General features: G+C 72.2%; 18 protein-coding genes. 13 read left to right on the top strand and 5 right to left on the bottom strand.

All coding sequences use genetic code 11. The annotated features are described in order from the left end of the window. The first annotated feature begins 147 nt into the window (after nucleotides 1–147). A complete protein-coding gene (locus MXD60_RS28945; protein ID WP_283098677.1) occupies nucleotides 148–468 on the top strand; it encodes a hypothetical protein in 321 nt (106 codons plus the stop codon). Here the strand turns inward: MXD60_RS28945 and MXD60_RS20055 are convergent. Beyond that, nucleotides 449–2,707 (bottom strand): protein kinase domain-containing protein, encoded by a 2,259-nt coding sequence (locus MXD60_RS20055; RefSeq protein WP_248820867.1) that lies wholly within the window; start codon nucleotides 2,705–2,707, stop codon nucleotides 449–451. The two genes, MXD60_RS28945 and MXD60_RS20055, sit on opposite strands and share 20 nt — an antisense overlap. Nucleotides 2,708–3,053: 346 nt before the next feature. Here MXD60_RS20055 and MXD60_RS20050 point away from each other — a divergent pair, with 346 nt between their 5' ends. From MXD60_RS20050 to MXD60_RS20040, 3 genes are all read left to right on the top strand, one after another. Continuing rightward, nucleotides 3,054–3,887: a peptidoglycan-binding domain-containing protein gene (locus tag MXD60_RS20050; protein ID WP_248820866.1), complete on the top strand. Its 834-nt coding sequence runs from the start codon at nucleotides 3,054–3,056 to the stop codon at nucleotides 3,885–3,887. 485 nt (nucleotides 3,888–4,372) lie between these two features. Then, nucleotides 4,373–4,717, top strand: coding sequence for a hypothetical protein (locus tag MXD60_RS20045; RefSeq protein ID WP_248820865.1), 345 nt, complete (start codon nucleotides 4,373–4,375; stop codon nucleotides 4,715–4,717). An 86-nt stretch (nucleotides 4,718–4,803) separates the two neighbouring features. After that, nucleotides 4,804–5,334: a nucleotidyltransferase domain-containing protein gene (locus MXD60_RS20040; RefSeq protein ID WP_248820864.1), complete on the top strand. Its 531-nt coding sequence runs from the start codon at nucleotides 4,804–4,806 to the stop codon at nucleotides 5,332–5,334. A 19-nt stretch (nucleotides 5,335–5,353) separates the two neighbouring features. Here MXD60_RS20040 and MXD60_RS20035 read toward each other — a convergent pair whose 3' ends face one another. Further along, complete coding sequence (locus tag MXD60_RS20035) at nucleotides 5,354–5,728, bottom strand: cupin domain-containing protein (protein ID WP_248820863.1); 375 nt, start codon at nucleotides 5,726–5,728, stop codon at nucleotides 5,354–5,356. Between the two features lie 73 nt (nucleotides 5,729–5,801). Between MXD60_RS20035 and MXD60_RS20030 the strand changes: the two genes are divergently transcribed. Then, complete coding sequence (locus MXD60_RS20030) at nucleotides 5,802–6,275, top strand: MarR family winged helix-turn-helix transcriptional regulator (protein WP_248820862.1); 474 nt, start codon at nucleotides 5,802–5,804, stop codon at nucleotides 6,273–6,275. A 119-nt stretch (nucleotides 6,276–6,394) separates the two neighbouring features. Here the strand turns inward: MXD60_RS20030 and MXD60_RS20025 are convergent, their stop codons facing one another. After that, nucleotides 6,395–6,919 carry a hypothetical protein gene (locus MXD60_RS20025; protein ID WP_248820861.1) on the bottom strand — a complete coding sequence of 175 codons (525 nt, stop codon included), beginning with the start codon at nucleotides 6,917–6,919 and terminating at the stop codon, nucleotides 6,395–6,397. Between the two features lie 299 nt (nucleotides 6,920–7,218). On the opposite strand from MXD60_RS20025, the gene MXD60_RS20020 reads away from it, so the two are divergent. The 7 genes from MXD60_RS20020 (at nucleotide 7,219) to MXD60_RS29480 (ending at nucleotide 16,039) form a co-directional block, all read left to right on the top strand. Beyond that, complete coding sequence (locus MXD60_RS20020; RefSeq protein WP_248820860.1) at nucleotides 7,219–7,698, top strand: helix-turn-helix transcriptional regulator; 480 nt, start codon at nucleotides 7,219–7,221, stop codon at nucleotides 7,696–7,698. A 5-nt stretch (nucleotides 7,699–7,703) separates the two neighbouring features. Then, nucleotides 7,704–8,114, top strand: a complete 411-nt coding sequence (locus tag MXD60_RS20015) for a VOC family protein (RefSeq protein WP_248820859.1) — start codon at nucleotides 7,704–7,706, stop codon at nucleotides 8,112–8,114. A 69-nt stretch (nucleotides 8,115–8,183) separates the two neighbouring features. After that, nucleotides 8,184–10,583, top strand: a complete 2,400-nt coding sequence (locus MXD60_RS20010) for an ATP-binding cassette domain-containing protein (protein ID WP_248820858.1) — start codon at nucleotides 8,184–8,186, stop codon at nucleotides 10,581–10,583. A 171-nt stretch (nucleotides 10,584–10,754) separates the two neighbouring features. Then, nucleotides 10,755–12,035 (top strand): YML083C domain-containing protein, encoded by a 1,281-nt coding sequence (locus MXD60_RS20005; protein WP_248820857.1) that lies wholly within the window; start codon nucleotides 10,755–10,757, stop codon nucleotides 12,033–12,035. 207 nt (nucleotides 12,036–12,242) lie between these two features. Further along, entirely contained in the window at nucleotides 12,243–12,911 is a 669-nt protein-coding gene (locus MXD60_RS20000; protein ID WP_248820856.1) for an L-ribulose-5-phosphate 4-epimerase, read from the top strand. A 1-nt stretch (nucleotide 12,912) separates the two neighbouring features. Continuing rightward, nucleotides 12,913–14,409: an L-arabinose isomerase gene (gene araA / locus MXD60_RS19995; RefSeq protein WP_248820855.1), complete on the top strand. Its 1,497-nt coding sequence runs from the start codon at nucleotides 12,913–12,915 to the stop codon at nucleotides 14,407–14,409. A gap of 19 nt (nucleotides 14,410–14,428) precedes the next feature. Beyond that, the gene (locus MXD60_RS29480; RefSeq protein WP_248820854.1) at nucleotides 14,429–16,039 is read left to right on the top strand and encodes a xylulokinase; all 1,611 of its coding nucleotides are present in this window, start codon (nucleotides 14,429–14,431) and stop codon (nucleotides 16,037–16,039) included. Nucleotides 16,040–16,578: 539 nt separating this feature from the next. Here MXD60_RS29480 and MXD60_RS19985 read toward each other — a convergent pair. Both MXD60_RS19985 and MXD60_RS19980 read right to left on the bottom strand, forming a co-directional pair. Next, nucleotides 16,579–17,316, bottom strand: coding sequence for a helix-turn-helix transcriptional regulator (locus MXD60_RS19985; protein ID WP_248820853.1), 738 nt, complete (start codon nucleotides 17,314–17,316; stop codon nucleotides 16,579–16,581). Continuing rightward, nucleotides 17,316–19,508, bottom strand: coding sequence for an ATP-binding protein (locus MXD60_RS19980; RefSeq protein ID WP_248820852.1), 2,193 nt, complete (start codon nucleotides 19,506–19,508; stop codon nucleotides 17,316–17,318). Before MXD60_RS19980 ends, MXD60_RS19985 begins: the two co-directional genes overlap by 1 nt. A gap of 41 nt (nucleotides 19,509–19,549) precedes the next feature. Between MXD60_RS19980 and MXD60_RS19975 the strand changes: the two genes are divergently transcribed. Continuing rightward, entirely contained in the window at nucleotides 19,550–19,726 is a 177-nt protein-coding gene (locus MXD60_RS19975) for a hypothetical protein (protein WP_248820851.1), read from the top strand. The last annotated feature ends 1 nt before the right edge of the window (nucleotide 19,727 follow it).

The raw sequence follows: 19,727 nt of genomic DNA, 5'->3' as shown, positions 1-19,727 counted from the left end.
CCAACAGACACCGGCACCCGACATGATCAGCCACCGAAGATCATCCTTGCCCGGACCGCTTAACTAAGCGCCATTGGGCCATGGCGGCAGCGCACGCCTGGGGGTCGAGATTTCAAGCGGGAAGGGGGGCCACTGCGGGGCTCCGGCATGATCGCGGCCTGGCTGGTTCTGGCGGTCTTTCACCCGCCGCCAGCGCAGGATCCGGACTGCCTGGACAGCGTGGACAGCACCGACAGCCGGTACGCACAGCGCTTGTTGTCGGTGGGCGTGCCACCCCTGGTCCTGTCGTTTGTCGGCGCCCGGGGGGGGGGCGGGGGGGGGGGGGGGGCGGCGGGGGGGGGGCGGGGGGGGGGGGGGGGGGGGGGGGGGGGGGGCGGGGGGGGGGGGGGGGGGGGCGGGGGGGGGCCCCCCCCCCCCCCCCCCCCCTCGACCGCTGCGGGCGGCGGCATCAGGTGGCCACGGTGCTGATACTCCCGTTGGTGCCGATGCGCCTGATCCGATGGTTGCCGTAATCGGCGATGAAGAGATTGCCTGCGCGATCGACGGTCATCCCGTCGGGCATCTTCAGGGTCGCGCTCGTCGCTGGACCGCCATCACCGGAGTAGGCGCCCTTGCCCGTGCCTGCGACTGTGCTGATCTCGCCAGCCGTGTTGATGCGGCGGATTCTGTTGTTGTGGGTGTCGGCGATGTACAGGGTGCCGTCCGGTGCCGCCGCAACCCGCCTGGGGCCGTGGAGCAGGGCCCGGGTGGCCGGTCCGCCGTCGCCGGAGAACCCCTCGACGCCGGCGCCCGCCACCGTGGTGATCTTCCCGCCGGTGCTGATGCGACGGATGCGGTTGTTCTGCGAATCCGCGACGTAGAGGTTGCCGGCGGTGTCGATCGCGAGCCCGCACGGCCCGTTGAGGGCCGCCCGAGTCGCCGGTCCGCCGTCCCCGGAGAACCCGGGTTGGCCGGTACCGGCAACTGTGCTGATCACACCGCCGCGGGTGATGCGCCGGATCCGGCCGGTGTCGAACTCCGCGACGTACACGGTGCCGGCAGCGTCGACGGCCACTCCCGTGGGGGCGGACAGGCCGGCATTGATCGCGGGTGCACCGTCGCCGGAGAAGGCCGGGTTCCCGTTGCCGGCCAGCGTCCCGATCACCCCCGTGGCGGAGACAACGCGCACCCGCTCGTTTCCGCCGTCGGCGAGAATCAGGCGGTCGCCGGCGGCGTCCACGCCTACCCCGTCAGCGTCCCGCAGCTGTGCGTGGACCGCCGGGCCGCCATCCCCGGAATATCCCTCCGTGCCGTCTCCCACCGCGCTGTCGACGCGACCGTCCGGACCGATACGACGCACCCGGCCGGAATCGTAGTCGGTCACATAGAGATTGCCCGCCCCGTCGACCGTCACGTCGTTGGGGCCGAGCAGTCCAGCGTTCACCGCGAAACCGTGGTAAGCCGCCGTAGTCCGTTCCGGCCGGAGGGTCGCCGCCGCCGTCGGCCGACCGGCCGGTTCCGCCGATCCGCCGGCACCGAGCGCCTCGAACAGAAGCACGCCCAAAGCCACCGCGGCGGCCGTGCCCGTCACCGCGCCCAGCCGCCTGGCGTGCCGGCCACCGATCAGTAGCCAGTTCCATGACGCGCGCGGATCGCCGAGCGGGTCGCGCCGCGCATGCGGCATCGGCGAAGTGGTGGCCTGCGTTCGGGGCTGTGATGACGAGCCCTGGGTAGCGGGGGGCGCGGCGGCCGAGCGCGGCGCGGGCACCGCGCTCGGCCCATCCCCCACGTCGGACGGTGGCTGACTGATGGCCGCAGGTGCGGCGCTGGCAGGGGCCGCGCTGGCAGGGACCGCGCCGACGGTACGGACGGCGTCGAGGACATCGTCGGGAAGCAGCAACCGGACGTCATTGCTGATCAGCCAGTCGCGGCCGAACACGGCGGCGGCGGCGCGGCCGAGTTCGATCGTGAACGCTCGGGCGGTCGGCGGCCGGTCGGTGGCCTTCTTGGCCAGCGCCCGCAGCACCACCGCGGCGACCGGTGCGGGGACGCCCGGCGGCGCTGCCGGAATGTCCATCAGATGGTGTCGCAACAGCGCCTCCGGCGACTGACCGGAGGGGAACGGCGGCCGTCCGGTGAGCAGTTCGTAGAGCACCGCGCCGAGCGCGTACAGGTCGGTGGCAGGCATCAGTCGGCCGGCACGCCACTGCTCGGGCGCCATGTACGTCCACGTCCCAATCACCGAGCTGGTGGCTCCACCGGAGCCGTCGAACAGCTTCGCAATACCGAAATCGGTGATTTTCGGCAAACCGTCGACGGTCAGCAGGACATTGCTGGGCTTGACGTCGCGATGCAGCACCCCGGCGGCATGCGCGCAGCCCAGTGCCTCCGAGACTGCCAGCGCGATCGCGCAGGACACCATGGGCGACCTGACGATTCCGCGGCGAGCGGCCAGCGTGCCGCCAGCGAGCTGCTCCATCACGATAAGCCGCAGGCCGGCCGACTCCACATATTCGTACAACCGGACGATATGCGGATGGTCGAGGCGGGCGAGAATCCGCGCCTCGGTGCAGAACCGATCCGGATCGCTGCCGGCGATGTCGGCCACCAGGATTTTTATCGCCACCGAGCGATCAAGCCGCCGATGCCGCCCGGCGAGCACCAGGCCGAACCCACCCCGACCCAGCTCGGCGCCGATCTCGTACTGCGGCAGAATCGCCTCGATCAAGGCACGATCAACAATCACCGAGCTCGTCGCTCCCGCGCTTCCCAGATGAGTTTCGCACGGTAGACCATACCCGTCCTTCCCAGCTACCGACACACGGCCGAAAGATTACCTCTCCGCATCCTGTCAAATAGTCGTCACGAACTCGAGTCGCAGCCGTCCGGACCCCGATCTAGGTTGGACGTGACGCCAAGGAAGCCACCTTCCTGACACTTTGATCGACACAGCACTGCCAGGGGAATGGGTGGCAACCAGGCGTCGTAATGCCTCGACAAGCCGTACAACAGATTTTGCTCCCACACCGCGGGAGTCACGTCCCACAGGGAGTTCGCCCGTTATGGCGGAAAATATGGTCGCAACGTTGTACCCGCCCGCAAACTACCGGCCGGTCTCCAACCGGTCGCCGGAGCCGTCGGAACAGAGTCCGATTGTGCTCAACCAGGGGTCCACCGGCTCGTTGTACCGACTTTTCAACCGGCCAAGCCAGAACATAAGCGCGCACCTGTGGCTGTCCCAGAACGGCAGGGTCGAGCAGTACATTCCGTTCGACGAGACCGCCTGGCCGCCGATCCCGGATGGTCCACCGAAGATCTACTGCATACTTGAGGGAGAGCGAGAGGATCTTCTGACCATCAGCCAGCAGTGGCGACTGAGCGAGCTTCTCAGGTGGGGGCAGGCCGAGCTGGGTTGGCCACTGACGAACATAGACGGCTCTGACATCAGCCGCACCGGAACCACCGGAGCCTGCCCCGACGGATTCTACCGCCTCAGCGGAATACAGGCTGGCCAGTACGACGCCGTCGTCAAAGGCGCGGAGAATCCGTGGCAGAGCCCCGATCGTGACGAACCGGATCCGGTGGGCGCTTGGACGACCCTCTATCCCAACTACGGCTCCAATCCCGTCGGCGCGGTTCTTACAATTCAGAGATGGTACAACGAGATCTATGCGAACTCCTCGCCGTCCAATCCAAAGTTCCTACATGTGAATGGAAGATATGATGACGATACCGTGAAGGCGATCAAGTTTCTTCAGGGGGACCCGAACAGGGGATATGCGCGGGTCAAGGTAGACGGCATCTGCGGGGATGCCACGTGGGACAAGGCATACTGGCTCTACACCCACCCCAAGCGCACGCAGCAGGAAAGCTCCACGGCGCGGACCGGGATGCCTGTCGGCGTCTGAGGTTCCGTGCCGGCGACACCATGTGATCGTCCGGGGCATGCGGGTGGGAGATACGGGCCGTACCCCAGCCGGCGCGGTCCCACCGGCATGCCCCTCCCCCGGGGGTCCCGACCCAGCCCAGCACACGACCGATGCTCTCCGCATGTCCGCCGCACATCGTCCCTCACGACTCTGCGTCGCCCACCCAGTCCGCTGACCAGCGAGGCCGGCTCCCCATCCTCCTGGCCCCATGGCTGGCCGCCCCGTCGAGCACATTGGCGCGGCGGGCCGGCTGATCTCATGGACGTCGAGGACGGGGCAATGATCGAGCAGGAACCGTTCGGCGTCACGATGCCGACATCGCAGCGAGCGGGACCGTCGCACGTCGGCGGCTCATGCCGCCAGGCTGCTGATCCACTGCCCAGGTCTCCGGCGGCCCAGGGACCGCGGATGAAGCCGAGCCTGCTCCACGCCTTTCGCTGCTCTCGCGGGCGCATACTGAAGTGATGTCGACGGGCCCGGGTGATCCGCACATCCACGTGGACAACAGGGTGCTGCAGACCGGAGCGGCGTACCGCAACCTGGTCGTCGCGTCGGTCGGCAGCGCACCGGACGCGCCGACCGTCGTCACCACCGGATGCGGTCTGCGCGTTGCCTACGCGATGACGTCCCGCCGGCCGGAAAGCGTCACCTGCCTGCCCTGCCGGAACCACGCCGAACGCGAGCACCTGCGCTTCGCCGAGCACGTGGAGCGCCTGGGCCGACTGCCGGGCAGCCCGATGGCCGCCGGACAGGCGACGGGCGCCGCCCGCTGGGCCCGGGACCTCGCCACCCGGTACTCCAGCCGGTGACCATCAGCGACCCAGATCAGTCGCCACCGCATCGTCAGAGCAGACAACCACGAGTCTCAACGCTTCCTGCCGCGGTACATGATGCCGTGGACGCCTACCTGCTGGCTGCCGATGCCACAGATCCCGATCTCGTGGAAGGCTTCTACGTGATCGGCTCCGCGGCGTTGGGCGATTTCCGGCCCGGGTCCAGCGACATCGACTTCGTCGCTGTCACCACTGTCCCCGCAGACCAGCAGGTCGCGGCGTTGACCCGCATCCACGCCGACCTGACCCACCACCCGCCCCTCGACGGGATCTACACCACCTGGCTCGATCTCGCCCGGCCTCCAGGACAGGCATCACCCGGACCGCATGCTCACGGCCGACGGTTGCATCCGCGCTGCGATCACCAACGCCACCCTGTCACCTGGCACAGCCTGGCCCGCCACGGCGCGGCAATCCGCGGCCCCAAGCCCGTCGAATGCGATATCGCGGCCAATCCCGAGGAACTCGCTCACTGGACGCGCGGCAATCTCGCAGGTCCCTCTACCGCAACCCCCTCACCCGACGAACCGAGGCGCTGGCGTTCGTGGACATGGTCATCGCCGACGCCCCCCCAACCCACGGGAACCAGCTAACCGCCCTGCCGCGCGGACCTCACTGCGCCCACGGAAGAGGGATCTTGTCCTCGCTATCGGGCAGCATCGCCTTGCCGTCGATCATCATGGCGACCAGCGCCTCGGCTGGGCCGCTCACGGCTTTGAGGCGCCGTACCGCGCCAGCGGGCACGACGATGGCCTGACCGGCCTTGGCCCGAGCCGCCTCGCGGTGGACCTCGACCTCGAACTCGCCCGACAGCGGCATCCACACCTGTTCGCGGTCGATGACATGCACGGGGGTGGACGAGCCCGCGGCGAGTTCCACGCGCCAGGTGCTGAGTTCGGCGCTGCCCTGGCTCGGTCCCGCCAGGGCGAACATCGAGCCGGCGGGGGTGGTGGTCGTCCGCTGCTCGCTCTGACTGATCACGTACATGGCGCCTCCCAAGTAAAGTTGCTTTACTACCGATGAGTAAAGTGGCTTTACCTTGAGGTGTCAAGATGTGCGGGTGACGACCCACGACCCACTCGAGCGCACCGAGATCACGTTTCTGCTCGGGATGGCCTTCCAGCTGGTCCTCGGCGAGTTCGTGGGCCGGCTCGACGCCGCCGGTTACGACGATCTGCGCCCGGTGCACGGGCTGGTCTTCCAAGCGCTCGGCGGCGCTGGCGCGACCAGCAGCGAGCTGGCCGAGCAGCTCGGCGTTACGAAGCAGGCCGCCGGCCAGATCATCGACGACCTGGAACGACGGTGCTACGTCGAACGCCAGGCACACCCCGCGGGCGGGCGGCGCAAGCTCGTCGTCCTGACCGACCGGGCCCGAACCCACCTCGCGGTGGCCGGCCAGACCCTGCACGAGCTGGAGGAACGGCTGGCCGCGCAACTGCGCGAGGTCGGCCTGGAGATGCCCCGCGCCGAACTCGCGGCGATGATCCGTGCCCTTGCGGGCGACTCCGTTCCGCCGCTGCGCCCTGTCTGGTGACGCGTGGCGCCACTGCGGGATCGCCGCGCCGGCTCGCGGAAAGGCCGGCTTCCCGCGAGCCGGCGTCGGGTATGGCGGGTCAGTGCGTGGCCGGCGCAAACAGCCGACCGCCGGCAGGATCAGCAGTACACGCGGTAGGCAGCCGGGAAGTAGGCCGAGGCGCAGCTGTACCAGACCCGCGGGTAGCCTTCCCAGTCCACCTGGAGGACACCCTGTGAACTGGAGTACGACAGCAGGGTGATGGTGCCGCGATGGCCACTCGGATAGTCGGTGGTGACCGTTGCGCCCGAGACGCTGTAGGTGAATGGATACGAGGCGGGATACGGCGCGAGCGTTCCCACCTTGACGTGGTCGGTGCGGAAGCCGGAGGGCACCGAGTGGCTGACCGGGTCGAACTTCCACAGCGCCGCCGGGGTGTACTGGTCGGGCGCCGGGCTGTACCAGATGCCCACCCGCCCCGAGCTGAGCGGCGCCGGGCTGCTGGTCGAGGCGACGGTGGTGGCCGTGATCGCGCCGGAGCGGGCCTGACCGGCCGCCGACGCCGCGGGCGTCCAGGTCGGGCTGGCCGGCAGCCTGATCGCACCCCCGGCACCACCCGCCAGGCCGGCCAACAGCAGGGCGGCGGCCAGGACCATCAGCGCCACCGCGGCGGCGACCAACCTCGAGGATTGGCGCGCGCCGACGGCGCCTGGGATCGGGCATGGCTGAGCAGAAGATCTCATAGTTCCCCCGAACGACGTGTTGCGCGATGGGGATCATCGTCGCAGCGGGAGGGCGATCGGGGACCGGTTAGCCGTCTGCGTGACGTGCTGACCGGCTTCCGTGGAGGTTGGTCCCGGTCTGCGCTGAACCGGCCCTGAATGCGCAGGCCCTCGCACCGCCCGACGATCCGGCGGCGCGCGGCCGTCCGGAACTGTCGGTACGGCCTGGCACCATGGCGGGCATGGGCAGCAGACCTGGGTCGGACGAGCAGCGGCTGCGTGACCTTGCCCGGTTACGGCGAGTGCGGGACCGGATCGACCGGGAGTACGCCCAGCCGCTCGACGTGGAGGCGCTCGCGCGCGGGGTGCACATGTCGTCGGGGCACCTCAGCCGGCAGTTCCGGGCGGCGTACGGCGAGTCGCCGTACGGGTATCTGATGACGCGGCGGATCGAGCGGGCGATGTCGCTGCTGCGCCGCGGCGATCTGTCCGTCACCGAGGTGTGCTTCGCGGTCGGCTGCTCGTCGCTGGGCACGTTCAGCAGCCGGTTCACCGAGCTCGTGGGCGTCCCGCCGAGCGTTTACAGACGCCAGCAGGCTCCAGGCAGTGGCGACGACGACGGCGCCAACCCCGTCGCGGAGCCGCCGACGTGTGTCACGAAGCAGGCGACCAGACCGGTCAGGAATCGAGAAGCGCAGGTCAGCGGCTCGACCGTAGCGTGACCGCCATGGACATCGCGATTCACTCCACGTTCCTCCCGCACACCGACCCGGAGGCGTCCCTGCGCTTCTACCGTGACGTTCTCGGCTTCGAGGTCCGCCTCGACGTCGGCGGCGGCACGATGCGCTGGATCACCGTCGGGCCCAAGGGCGAGAGCACCACGGCCATCGTTCTCACGCCGCCGGCGGCCGACCCGGGCGTCACCGACGAGGAGCGTCGCGTCATCACCGAGATGATGGCCAAGGGCACCTACGGCATGCTCCTGCTCGCCACCCATGATCTCGACGGGGCGTTCGAGCAGGTCCAGGCCGGGGACACCGAGATCGTCCAGGAGCCGACCGAGCAGCCCTACGGCGTGCGCGACTTCGCCGTGCGCGACCCCGCGGGCAACATGATCCGCATCCAGCAGCTGCGCTGAGCCACGCCGACGACCGACCGACAGCAGCGCCCGGCCGCACCGCCGGTCCGGGCGGAGGGAGACCACGCGATGAGCACGGCCGCCGACAGCCCCGCCGCGGACAGCCCCGCCGCCCCGAGCCATGCCGCCGACAGCCATGATCTGATCCGCGTGCACGGCGCGCGGCAGAACAACCTCAAGGATGTCAGCGTCGAGCTGCCCAAGCGCCGCCTCACCGTGTTCACGGGGGTGTCCGGCTCGGGCAAGAGCTCGCTGGTCTTCGGCACGATCGCGGCCGAGTCGCAGCGGTTGATCAACGAGACGTACAGCGCGTTCGTGCAGGGTTTCATGCCGACACTGGCCCGCCCGGAGGTCGACGTCCTCGACGGGCTGACGACCGCGATCATCGTCGATCAGAGCCGGATGGGCACGGACCCCCGGTCCACCGTCGGCACCGCGACGGACGCGAACGCGATGCTGCGGATCCTGTTCAGCCGGCTGGGCCAGCCGCACATCGGCCCGCCGAACGCGTACTCGTTCAACGTGCCGTCGGTGAGCGCCAGCGGCGCGATGACGATCGATCGCGGCGGCGCCAGCAAGGCGGTGCGCAAGACGTTCAACCGGCTCGGCGGAATGTGCCCGCGCTGCGAGGGCCGCGGGGCGGTCTCCGACATCGACCTGACCGCGCTGTACGACGACGCGAAATCCCTCAACGAGGGTGCGCTGACGATCCCCGGTTACAGCATGGAGGGCTGGTACGGCCGGATCTTCTCCGGCTGCGGCTTCTTCGACCCGGACAAGCCGATCCGGAAGTTCACGAAGCGCGAGCTCGCCGACCTCCTGCACAAGGAGCCGACGAAGATCAAGGTCGACGGGATCAACCTCACCTACGAGGGCCTCATCCCGAAGATCACCAAGTCGATGCTGTCCAAGGACGTCGACGCGCTGCAGCCGCACGTCCGCGCGTTCGTGGAACGGGCCGTCACGTTCGCCACCTGCCCCGAGTGCGACGGCACCCGCCTGGCCGAGCCGGCGCGCACGTCGAAGGTCAACGGGATCAGCATCGCGGATGCCTGCGCGATGCAGATCAGCGACCTGGCCGACTGGGTCCGCGGCCTCGACGACCCGTCGACGGCGCCGCTGCTCGCGACGCTCGGGCGCACCCTGGACTCGTTCGCGCGGATCGGCCTCGGCTACCTCAGCCTCGACCGGCCGTCGGGGACGCTCTCGGGCGGCGAGGCGCAGCGGGTGAAGATGGTCCGCCAGCTCGGCTCGTCGCTCACCGACGCCACCTACGTCTTCGACGAGCCCACCACCGGCCTGCACCCGCACGACATCGCCCGGATGAACGACCTGCTGCTGCGGCTGCGGGACAAGGGCAACACGGTGCTCGTCGTCGAGCACAAGCCCGAGGCCATCGCGATCGCCGACCACGTCGTCGACCTCGGCCCCGGCGCCGGATCCGGTGGCGGCACGGTGTGCTTCGAGGGCACCGTCGACGGACTGCGGGCCAGCGACACCGTCACCGGCCGTCACCTCGACGACCGGGCCAGTCTCAAGCCGACCGTGCGCACCCCCACCGGGACGCTGGAGATCCGCGGGGCGAACGCGCACAATCTGTGCGACGTCGACGTCGATGTTCCCCTCGGGGTGCTCGTCGTCGTCACCGGTGTGGCCGGCTCGGGAAAGAGTTCGCTGGTGCACGGGTCGATCCCGGCGGGGGCGGGGGTCGTGTCCGTCGGCCAGGGGGCGATCCGCGGCTCGCGGCGGTCCAACCCGGCGACCTACACCGGGCTGCTCGAACCGATCCGCAAGGCGTTCGCGAAGGCCAACGGGGTGAAGCCAGCGTTGTTCAGCGCCAACTCCGAGGGCGCCTGTCCGTCCTGCAACGGCGCCGGGGTCATCTACACCGACCTCGCGATGATGGCCGGCGTCGCGAACACCTGCGAGGACTGCGAGGGCCGGCGCTTCGACGCCGCGGTGCTCGCGTACCGGTTCGGCGGCCGGGACATCAGCGAGGTGCTGGCGATGCCGGTGACCGAGGCCGCGGAGTTCTTCGGCGCCGGCGAGGCCCGCGTCCCGGCGGCGCACGCCATCCTGGGCCGCCTCGCCGACGTTGGTCTCGGCTACCTCAGCCTCGGCCAGCCGCTGACCACGCTGTCCGGCGGGGAGCGTCAGCGGTTGAAGCTCGCGACCCACATGGCGTCGAAGGGCGGCGTCTACGTCCTCGACGAGCCGACCGCCGGCCTGCACCTCGCCGACGTCTCCCAGCTCCTCGGCCTGCTCGACCGTCTCGTCGACGCCGGCACGTCCGTGATCGTCGTCGAGCACCACCAGGCCGTGATGGCCCACGCCGACTGGATCATCGACCTGGGGCCTGGTGCCGGTCATGACGGCGGCCAGATCGTGTTCGAGGGCACCCCGACCGATCTCGTCGCCGACCGGTCCACGCTCACGGGCCAGCACCTCGCCAGCTACGTCGGCGCCTGACACGGCCGCCGGTGCGGGTGCGCTCGGGGACTGTGACTGCGGAAAGTGAAATAGCACTTACTGGCAATAGTCAGGGTTGATCGGACCCGCTACAAATGCCGGGTGATCCGGACACGATGCGTTTTCCCTGTCACCATCCTTTCCCGTTGTGGCGCCGCCTGCGTACTCGGCGTGACCATCGCCGCGGGCGTGCTGGCCATCGGGCCGGCCGCCGGCGCGGCGACCCCCGACGAGCCGGCCGCCGCAGTGGGACGTGCGGTGCAGCCGCTGTTACTCACCGGTGACAACCAGGTCACGCAGGCAACCGACATCTCGCCGGCGGGCGCGGTGGTCGGCACCTCCGGCCCGCTGCCGCCACCGGTGATCACCGGGCCGCTCGGACCGAAGAGCGGCTGGCGCTGGCTGGTGCCGCCGGTGGCCGGGCCGGCACTGGCGCAGCGGCTCACCGTGCCCGCGGGGACGGTCGGCGTGGAGGTCAACGGCGTCACCGACCTGGGTGAGGCCGGTGGTGTGGTGATCGGCCCGGCCAACTACGACCGCCAGCCGGTGCGCTGGTCGGTGGCGGGCACCCGGACGACCGCGCTGGCGCCAGGGCCCGACGAGGGCTCCCAGGTCACGACCGTCGGCCCCGCCCAGTGGGGCGTGTTCACCGGTGACTCGATCAGCGGCGCCTCGGCCATCGTCGCCCGCGACGGGACCCGCACCGAGCTGCACGGCACCCCCGACCTGGCGGACGCGCGGATCATCACAGCCCTGTCGATCGCCGGCCCGCGCACCGCGCTGCTGGGGACGATCAGCGGTGTCGGCCGGGGCTCGCGCGGCCGCACGGTGATCTGGCAGGACGGGGCGACGCTCGCGCTGCCCACGTTCGGCCAGCTCGACCTGCCGCAGCTGAACTGCGCGTCGGCGATCCAGCCGGACGGCACCGTCGCATACAGCGGCATCGTGTCCTACTCGCCGGACACCGGCTTCACCCGGGCGCTCACGGTGCGCCGCGGCGGCCTGGCCGGCGCGGACATCGCGCTGCCGACCGCCGGCCGCGTCGGTTCGCTGAGCTGCTCGTCGTTGGACGCCCTGTCCGGCGACGGGTGGGTCGCCGGCTACCTGTTCGACGCCTCCGCCACCCCGGCCCCGGAGGCCGCCGCGCTCTGGCACGTCGCCGGCGGTGCGACGCCGGCGCTGACCACGATTCCCGTGCGCGCCGGGGAGACGAAGAAGGGGACGCGAGCGGTGGCCGTCGCCAGCCGCGGCCGGGCCGTCGTCGTCGCCACCACCGCGGACGGTGTCAGCACGCCGTGGTTGTGGTCGAACGGCGCCCGCACCCCGCTGGCCCTCCCGGCCGGCTGGACGCTGCGCAACGTCGTCGAGATGACCGACTCCGGCCTGATCCTCGCGAACGTGCGTAACAGCGATGGCGCGGTCCGCCCGGTGGTGTGGCGCACGGGCGGCTGACCAGGACGGGCACCACCCCGATCGGACGGGTCCGCGGATGGCCCTCGTCGAGGCTGGCGAATCGGCGCTAGTTCGCTATAGCTTCCAATGCGGCCCGCAGGATGCGCGATGCTGACTGCGCGGCGGCGCCATCCGGGACGCGGTGCCGCGCGGAACGCGGTGCCGCGCGGAACGCGGTGCTGGCGGGATCACGAACAGGGAGCTGATGTGGACACTGTCCTCAACGAGCTGCGCGCCGAGGTCGCCCGGCTGCACGCCGAGCTGCTGCGGTGGGAGCTCGTCGTCTGGACGGCCGGCAACATCTCGGCCCGGGTGCCCGGCCGCGACCTCATGGTGATCAAGCCGTCGGGCATCAGCTACGACGAGCTGACGCCCGAGTCCATGGTCGTCACCGATCTGGACGGCAAGGTCGTCGAGGGTGATCGTGCGCCGTCCTCGGACACGGCGGCGCACGCCTACGTCTACCGGCACATGCCGCACGTCGGCGGGGTGGTCCACACCCACTCGACGTACGCGACGGCGTGGTCGGCCCGCGGCGAGGCGATCCCGTGCTCGCTGACGATGATGGCCGACGAGTTCGGCGGCGAGGTGCCCATCGGCCCGTTCGCCCGCATCGGCGACGACTCGATCGGCCAGGGCATCGTCGAGACCCTGACCGACCACCGCTCCCCCGCCGTGCTGATGAAGAACCACGGCGTGTTCACCATCGGCAGGTCGGCGAAGGCCGCCGTGAAGGCCGCGGTGATGTGCGAGGAGGTCGCGCGGACGATGCACGTGGCCCGTCAGATCGGTGAGCCGACGGTCATCGCGCCCGACGACGTCGACGCGCTCTACGCCCGCTACCAGAACGCCTACGGCCAGACCGGGAGCAAGTGACATGGCGCCCGCGACCTGCTGGTTCCTCACCGGCAGCCAGGGTCTCTACGGTCCGGAGACGCTCGCGCAGGTCGAGGCGCAGTCCCGGGCGGTCGTCGACCAGCTGGGCGATGCCGGGACGCTGCCCGTCCCGGTGACCTGGACGCCCGTGCTCACCGACTCCGGCGCGATTCACCGGATCATCCTGGCCGCGAACGCCGACCCGGACTGCCTGGGCCTCATCGCCTGGATGCACACCTTCTCCCCGGCGAAGATGTGGATCACCGGTCTGAACGCGCTGACCAAGCCGTTCCTGCACCTGCACACGCAGGCCAACGTGTCGCTGCCCTGGGCGGACATCGACATGGACTTCATGAACCTCAACCAGGCCGCCCACGGCGACCGGGAGTTCGGCTACATCCAGACCCGGATCGGCGTCCCGCGCGTCACTGTCGTCGGCCACGTCTCCGACCCGGTGACGCAGGCGCGGGTCGCCTCCTGGCAGCGGGCGGCGCGGGGCGTCGCCGCGACGCGCAGCCTCAGGCTCGCCCGCTTCGGCGACAACATGCGCGACGTCGCCGTCACCGAAGGCGACAAGGTCGAGGCCGAGCTGCGGTTCGGCGTCTCGGTGAACACCTACGGCGTGAACGACCTGGTCGAACGGGTCGACGGGGTCGGCTCGGGCGAGATCGACGCCCTGGTGGACGAGTACGTCGACGCCTACGACCTCGTCGACGACCTGGCGCCCGGCGGCGACCGGCACGAGTCGCTGCGCTACGGCGCGCGGATCGAGGCCGGGCTGCGCTCGTTCCTCACCGAGGGTGGCTTCGGCGCGTTCACCACCAACTTCGAGGACCTCGGCGGGCTGCGTCAGCTCCCCGGGCTCGCGGTGCAGCGCCTCATGGCCGCCGGCTACGGCTTCGGCGGCGAGGGCGACTGGAAGACCGCGGTGATGCTGCACGCGGTGAAGGCGATCGGCGCCGGCGCCCCCGGCGGCACCTCGTTCATGGAGGACTACACCTACCACCTCGGCCCGGGCACGCCGAAGATCCTCGGCGCGCACATGCTGGAGGTCTGCCCGAGCATCGCGGTCGACCGGCCCCGCCTGGAGATCCACCCGCTGGGGATCGGCGGCCGGGAGGACCCGGTGCGCCTGGTGTTCGACGCCGCCCCCGGGCCGGCGACGATCCTCGGCATCTGCGACCTGGGCGACCGCTTCCGCCTCGTCCTCAACGAGGTGACGGTGGTCCCGCCGGACGAGCCGCTGCCGAAACTGCCCGTGGCCCGCGCGGTGTGGGAGCCCAAGCCCAGCCTCGCCGGCTCCGCCGAGGCGTGGATCACCGCCGGCGGCCCGCACCACACGGTGATGTCCACCGCGGTCGACACCGACCAGATCGCCGAGTTCGCCACGATCCTCGGCGTCGAACTGCTGGTCATCGACGGCGCGACGAACCGCCGGGACTTCGCCGACCGCATCCGCTGGAACCAGGCGTACTACCGCCTCGCCCAGGGCTTCTAGGCAAGGGGGCGGCCGGACCGTGACGACACCATCAGCCGTCGGCGACGACATCGCCGCGGGCCGGACCGCCCTCGGCATCGAGCTGGGCTCGACCAGGATCAAGGCCGTTCTCACCGGCCCTGGCCATGCCGTGCTCGCCGTCGGTAGCCACACCTGGGAGAACCAGTTCGTCGACCGGGTCTGGACCTACTCCCTGGACGCGGTGTGGACCGGCCTGGCGGCGACGTTCGCCGCGTTGCGCGACGACGTGCGCCGCCGCCACGACGTCGAGCTCACCGGCGTCGGCGCGGTCGGGATCTCGGCGATGATGCACGGCTATCTCGCCTTCGACGCCGCCGGCGAGCTGCTCACGCCGTTCCGCACCTGGCGCAACACGAACACCGGGGCCGCCGCGGAGATCCTCACCGCCCGGTTCGGGCATCAGATCCCGCACCGGTGGAGCGTCGCGCACCTGTTCCAGGCCGTCCTCGACGGCGAGGAGCACGTCGCCCGCCTCGATCACCTGACCACCCTGGCCGGCTACGTCCACTGGCAGCTCACCGGCGAGAAGGTGCTCGGGATCGGCGACGCCAGCGGCATGTTCCCCATCGACCTCGCGCGGCGCGACTACGACCAGGCGATGATCGCCGCGTTCGACGACCTCGCCGCCGACCAGGGCGCGGCGCTGCGGCTCCGCCCGCTGCTGCCGGCCGTGCGGCTCGCCGGGCAGCCGGCGGGCGAGCTCACCGACGCCGGCGCGCGGCTGCTCGACCCGAGCGGCGCGCTGCGCCCCGGCGCTCCGCTGTGCCCGCCCGAGGGCGACGCCGGCACCGGCATGGTCGCGACGAACTCGATCGCGCCGCGCACCGGCAACGTCAGCGCCGGCACCAGCATCTTCGCGATGGTCGTGCTCGAACACGAACTCAGCCGCGTCCACCCGGAACTCGACCTGGTCACCACCCCCGCCGGGGACCTCGTCGCCATGGTCCACTGCAACAACGGCGCCAGCGAACTCGACGCGTGGGTCGGCCTGTTCGACGAGTTCGCCGCCGCCCGTGGCCTGGCCCCGGACCGGACGGCGGCCTTCGACACGCTGCTGCGCAGCGCGTTGGACGGCGCACCCGACGGCGGCGGGCTGATGGCCTACAACTATCTTTCCGGCGAGCCGATCACCGGCCTGGCCGAGGGTCGCCCGCTGTTCCTGCGCACCCCCGACAGCACCTTCGACCTCGCCACCTTCATGCGCACGCAGCTGTACTCGGTGCTGGCCACCCTGCGGCTCGGCATGAACGTGCTCCAGGACGCCGAGTCCGTCCAGCTCGACCGGATGTTCGCCCACGGCGGCCTGTTCCGCACCGCCGGCGTCGCCCAACGCTTCCTCTCCGCCGCGCTGCGCACCCCCGTCTCCGTCGGCGACACCGCCTCCGAGGGCGGTGCCTGGGGCGTCGCCCTGCTCGCCGCCTACCGCCTGCACCACGCGGAGAGCGGCGCCGACCTGGCCACGTTCCTCGATACCCAGGTCTTCACCGGCGGGGAGCTGACGACCGCGCAGCCCAAGTCCACCGACGTCGCCGGCTTCGACGCGTTCATCGCCCGCTACGTCGCCGCCCTCCCCGTCGAGCGCACCGCTGCCGCGATCGACCCGACCTGAACCACCCGGCTGTCGCCCCGCCACGGCGCAGGGCCGACCCGGGGGCCCGCCGCCCCCCGGCCCCCCGGGGGCGCCGCCCCCCCCCCCCCCCCCCCCCCCGGCGGCCCCCCCCCCCCGCGCCCGGGCCCCCCGGGCCGCCGGCCCGCGGGCCCGCCGGGCCGGGCCGGGTGCCGCCGTCTGCCACGAAGCCCCGCGCTCGCGTCCTGGTGTCACCGATAGTGAACGTGGCAGCCGACCATGCGTGGCTGGGATGGTCTGTGGGTCCCTCTGGGCGACAGATCGGGCGTGAACCCGACCAGAGGGACCCACATGCCTTCTCTCCCGTGCAGCCGGTCCGGATCCGTCACCGCGCTGCTCTCAGACCGTGACCATCGGCGGCGGAGCGCTCGATCTGATCACCCCGCCAGTGGGCCGCGCCGCCCCACCGCGCCGCCCCACCGCGCTGCCGCGGTGCCGCCCTGGCCGCCTTCCTGGGAAACGTCAGGATGCGGTCGACCGTTGTGGACGGTGCGCTGCCAGCCGGGCGCAGCCCGTCATGGTCAGGGCGCCGCAGTGGGCAGGCGGCCGCTGGCGAGGAGTTCGGCGCGGTTGGCGCAGCCCAGTTTCGCGAGGATGTTGCGGACGTGGCTTTCGACGGTGCGTTCGCTGAGCACCAGCGCGGCGGCGATCTGGCGGTTCGACTGGGCCTTCGCGAGCAGGGCGGCGACCTCGTGTTCGCGGGCGGTCAACGGGTCGACGGCGCGGCGGGTGGCGGCGAGGGTGGTCAGGAGGCGGTCGGCGCGGGCCAGCGGGCCGGGCATGTCCAGGCGGCGGGCCTGCGTCGCCGCCGCGCTCGCGATCGGCACGGCGGCGTCGGCGTCACCGCGGCGGCGCAGCACGTCGGCGAGCGCCAGCTGGCTGAGCACGACATACGGGCGGGCACCGAGGGCGAGGTCGGCGGCGATCGCGCCGCGCAGCGCCGCCTCCGCCTCGGCCAGCTCGCCCGCGTGCGCCAGTGCCCGCCCGTACGGGCCGGCCATCGCGCCGACGAACAGCACCGTCGGCAGGCCCAGCGCCCCCGGGTACGCCGTATACGGGCGGAGCTGGTCCGCCAGCAGCCGGGCGGCGGTCGCGTCACCGAACGCCTCGACGAGGTCGATGAGGTGCGCGAGGACCCCGCTCCAGCGCAGGTCGTCGGCGGGTGGGTCGCGCAGCAGCGGCCAGAGCTGCTCGTAGGCGGCCCGGGACTCCTCGGCGCGGCCCTCGACCAGCAGCGCGTTCGCCCGGAAGGCGGTCATCAGCGGCGCGGGCGGCGTGGCGTCGAGGTTCGGCCAGAACCCGGCCGACAGCTCGGCGGCGTCGCCGCGCAGCAGGGCGAGGTTCGCCTCCAGGGCGTGGCCGAGCCCGACGGCGAGCTGGTCGCCGAAGGCCAGGGCCAGCTCGCCGGCGGCCTGGCTGTGGGCGCGGGCCGCGGCGAACTGGCCTTCGAGGGCCGCGCGGGCCGCCTGGCCGCGCAGGAGGTGCCAGCGGGCCAGCGGGCCAGCGGGAGCCCGCCGCGCTCGGCGAGGCGGGCGATCTGTGCCGTCGCCTCGTCGGCGACGGCGCGCCAACCGAGCTGCAGGCCCGCGCGTAGTCGCCACTGCTCGGCCAGCACCCCCGACAGCGTCTGGTTCAGCTCCGCCGCCCGCGCCGCGGCGAGCCCGGCGAGGCGCAGCCGCTCGTGGACGCCGTCCGGGTCGGTCAGCACCATCTCCGCCGCCCGCGCGGCGTCCAGCAGCGCCTGGCCACCGCCGTCGCCGGGATTGCCGGCCGCCGGGGTGACGTCCCCGGCGGTGGCGAGCGCCATCGCCTCCCGGGCCAGCGCCCGGGCCTGCGCCGCGCCGCCGGCGAAGGCGAGGATGGTGGCGAGCTGGGCCAGCAGCTGGGCGCGGACCGGCGGTGGCTGGTCGACGGCGAGCGCCGTGCGGCACAGGTCGGCGACGATGCCGGCCGCCTCCGGGAAGGTCACCCAGCGCACGACCAGGGCCGCCTGCGCAAGCAGGCCGGCTCGCGCGGACGCCGCCACCTCCCCCGCGTCCGCGATGCCCGCCGCGGCCGTCGCGGCCAGCTCGCAGTGCGCCAGCGCCTCGGTCAGGGCGCCGGCCAGGTAGTGGGCACGGGCCAGGTCGATGGTGCGCGCGGCCAGCTCGTCCGGTTCGGCGCCGGCCCGGCGCAGCGCCGCGACCGCGACGGTCAGGTGCGCGGCCGCGTCGTCGAAGGCCAGCGCCCGGCGGGCGTCGGCTGCGGCAAGGGTCGCCCAACGCGCCACCGATGCCTGCGCGGCTCGGTCGTGGCGGCCGAGCCCGGCCCAGTGCGCGGCGATGTCCGCGGCCAGGCCGGTCTCGCTCCGCGCGCGGGCCTCGAGGGCAAGCGCGGCGCGGCGGTGCACCGCGCGGCGAGGCCCGTCCTCGCCGCCGGCGAGCGCCTCGGCGAGCAGTCCGTGGGCGAGGCGGAAGCACGGTTCGCCCTCACCTGGTTCGCGGGTCATCAGCCCGGTTCGGCCGGCGGCGTCGACCGCCCGGGCGGCGACCTGCTCGTCGACGTCCGCGGCGGCGGCGAGCAGGGGGAGGTCGACCGGGCCGCGCAGCAGCGCCGCCGCGACGACCACGGGGCGGGCCGCGTCCGGAAGCTGTGCCAGCAGCGTGCTGACCAGGTCCGCGACGGCCACCGGTGGCCCGTCGCCCGCGGCGGCCAGGTCGAGCAGCAGCGGCAGTCCCCCGCTGCGCCGCACGACGCGGCGGGCCGCCTCGATGTCCGCACCGGCCCCGACGGCGCTCAGGTAGTCACCGACCGCCGTGGTGGTGAGCGGGGCCAGCGGCAGGTGCCGCACGCCCGGCAGGCGCAGCAGCTCCTGGCGTGGCCGGCCGCCAGGCTCGGTGGGGTCGTCCCGCGAGGTGACGACGAGCGTCAGCGCGCTGTCCCCGATGCCCTGTGCGACCTGGCGGACGAGGTCGGCGGTGTTCGCGTCGGCCCAGTGGAGATCCTCCAGGACGATCACGACCGGACCGCCGGTGGGCGCGGTCGGCGCGGGCGCGAGGGCGAGGACGGCGTCGGCGACATCGGCGAGGACGGCGAAGCGAACCGCGGCGGCGCTCGCGGAGTCGACGCGCGCCTCGGTCCCGACCTCGGCGCGGCCGGCGGCGGCGATCGCCGCCAGCACCCCGCCGGCGCCGTCCGCCAACGCCGGGCGCACCCGGGCCAGCGCGCGCACGGCCTGCAGCCACGGCCACAGCGGCGGCGCGCTGTGGTCGGCCAGACAGTACCCCCGCCCCGCGGGCGGGCGGCCGGGCGCGCCCCGCAGGGCCTCCTCGACCAGACGGGTCTTGCCCATGCCGGCCGGGCCCGTGACGAGGGCGACCCCACCGCGGCCGGCGCCGGCCTCGGCCAGCAGAACACGCAGGACGGCGCTTTCCTCGTCACGTCCGACAAAGGGACGAGCCGGTCCGGACACCGGCCAATCATGGCGGATCGCCGACCCGGCCGGCGCCGAGTGTGCCGAACCCCGCCGATCTGGTCACCAGCGGTCTCGTCACCGGCGGTCTCGTCACCGGTGGTCGGCGCGGGAGTTCCGTGCCGGGAGCAGTACTGGCACTGAGGTTCGCGGGCCCGCCGGCCGGCATCGTCGATCCCGTCCACGTCACGGGCGGCGACGGACCCACCGCCCGGTGAC

This window comes from Frankia sp. AgB32 (genome assembly GCF_023243045.1).
In the GTDB taxonomy this organism is placed as follows: Bacteria; Actinomycetota; Actinomycetes; order Frankiales; family Frankiaceae; genus Frankia.
This window is presented reverse-complemented; position numbering and strand designations above follow the sequence as displayed.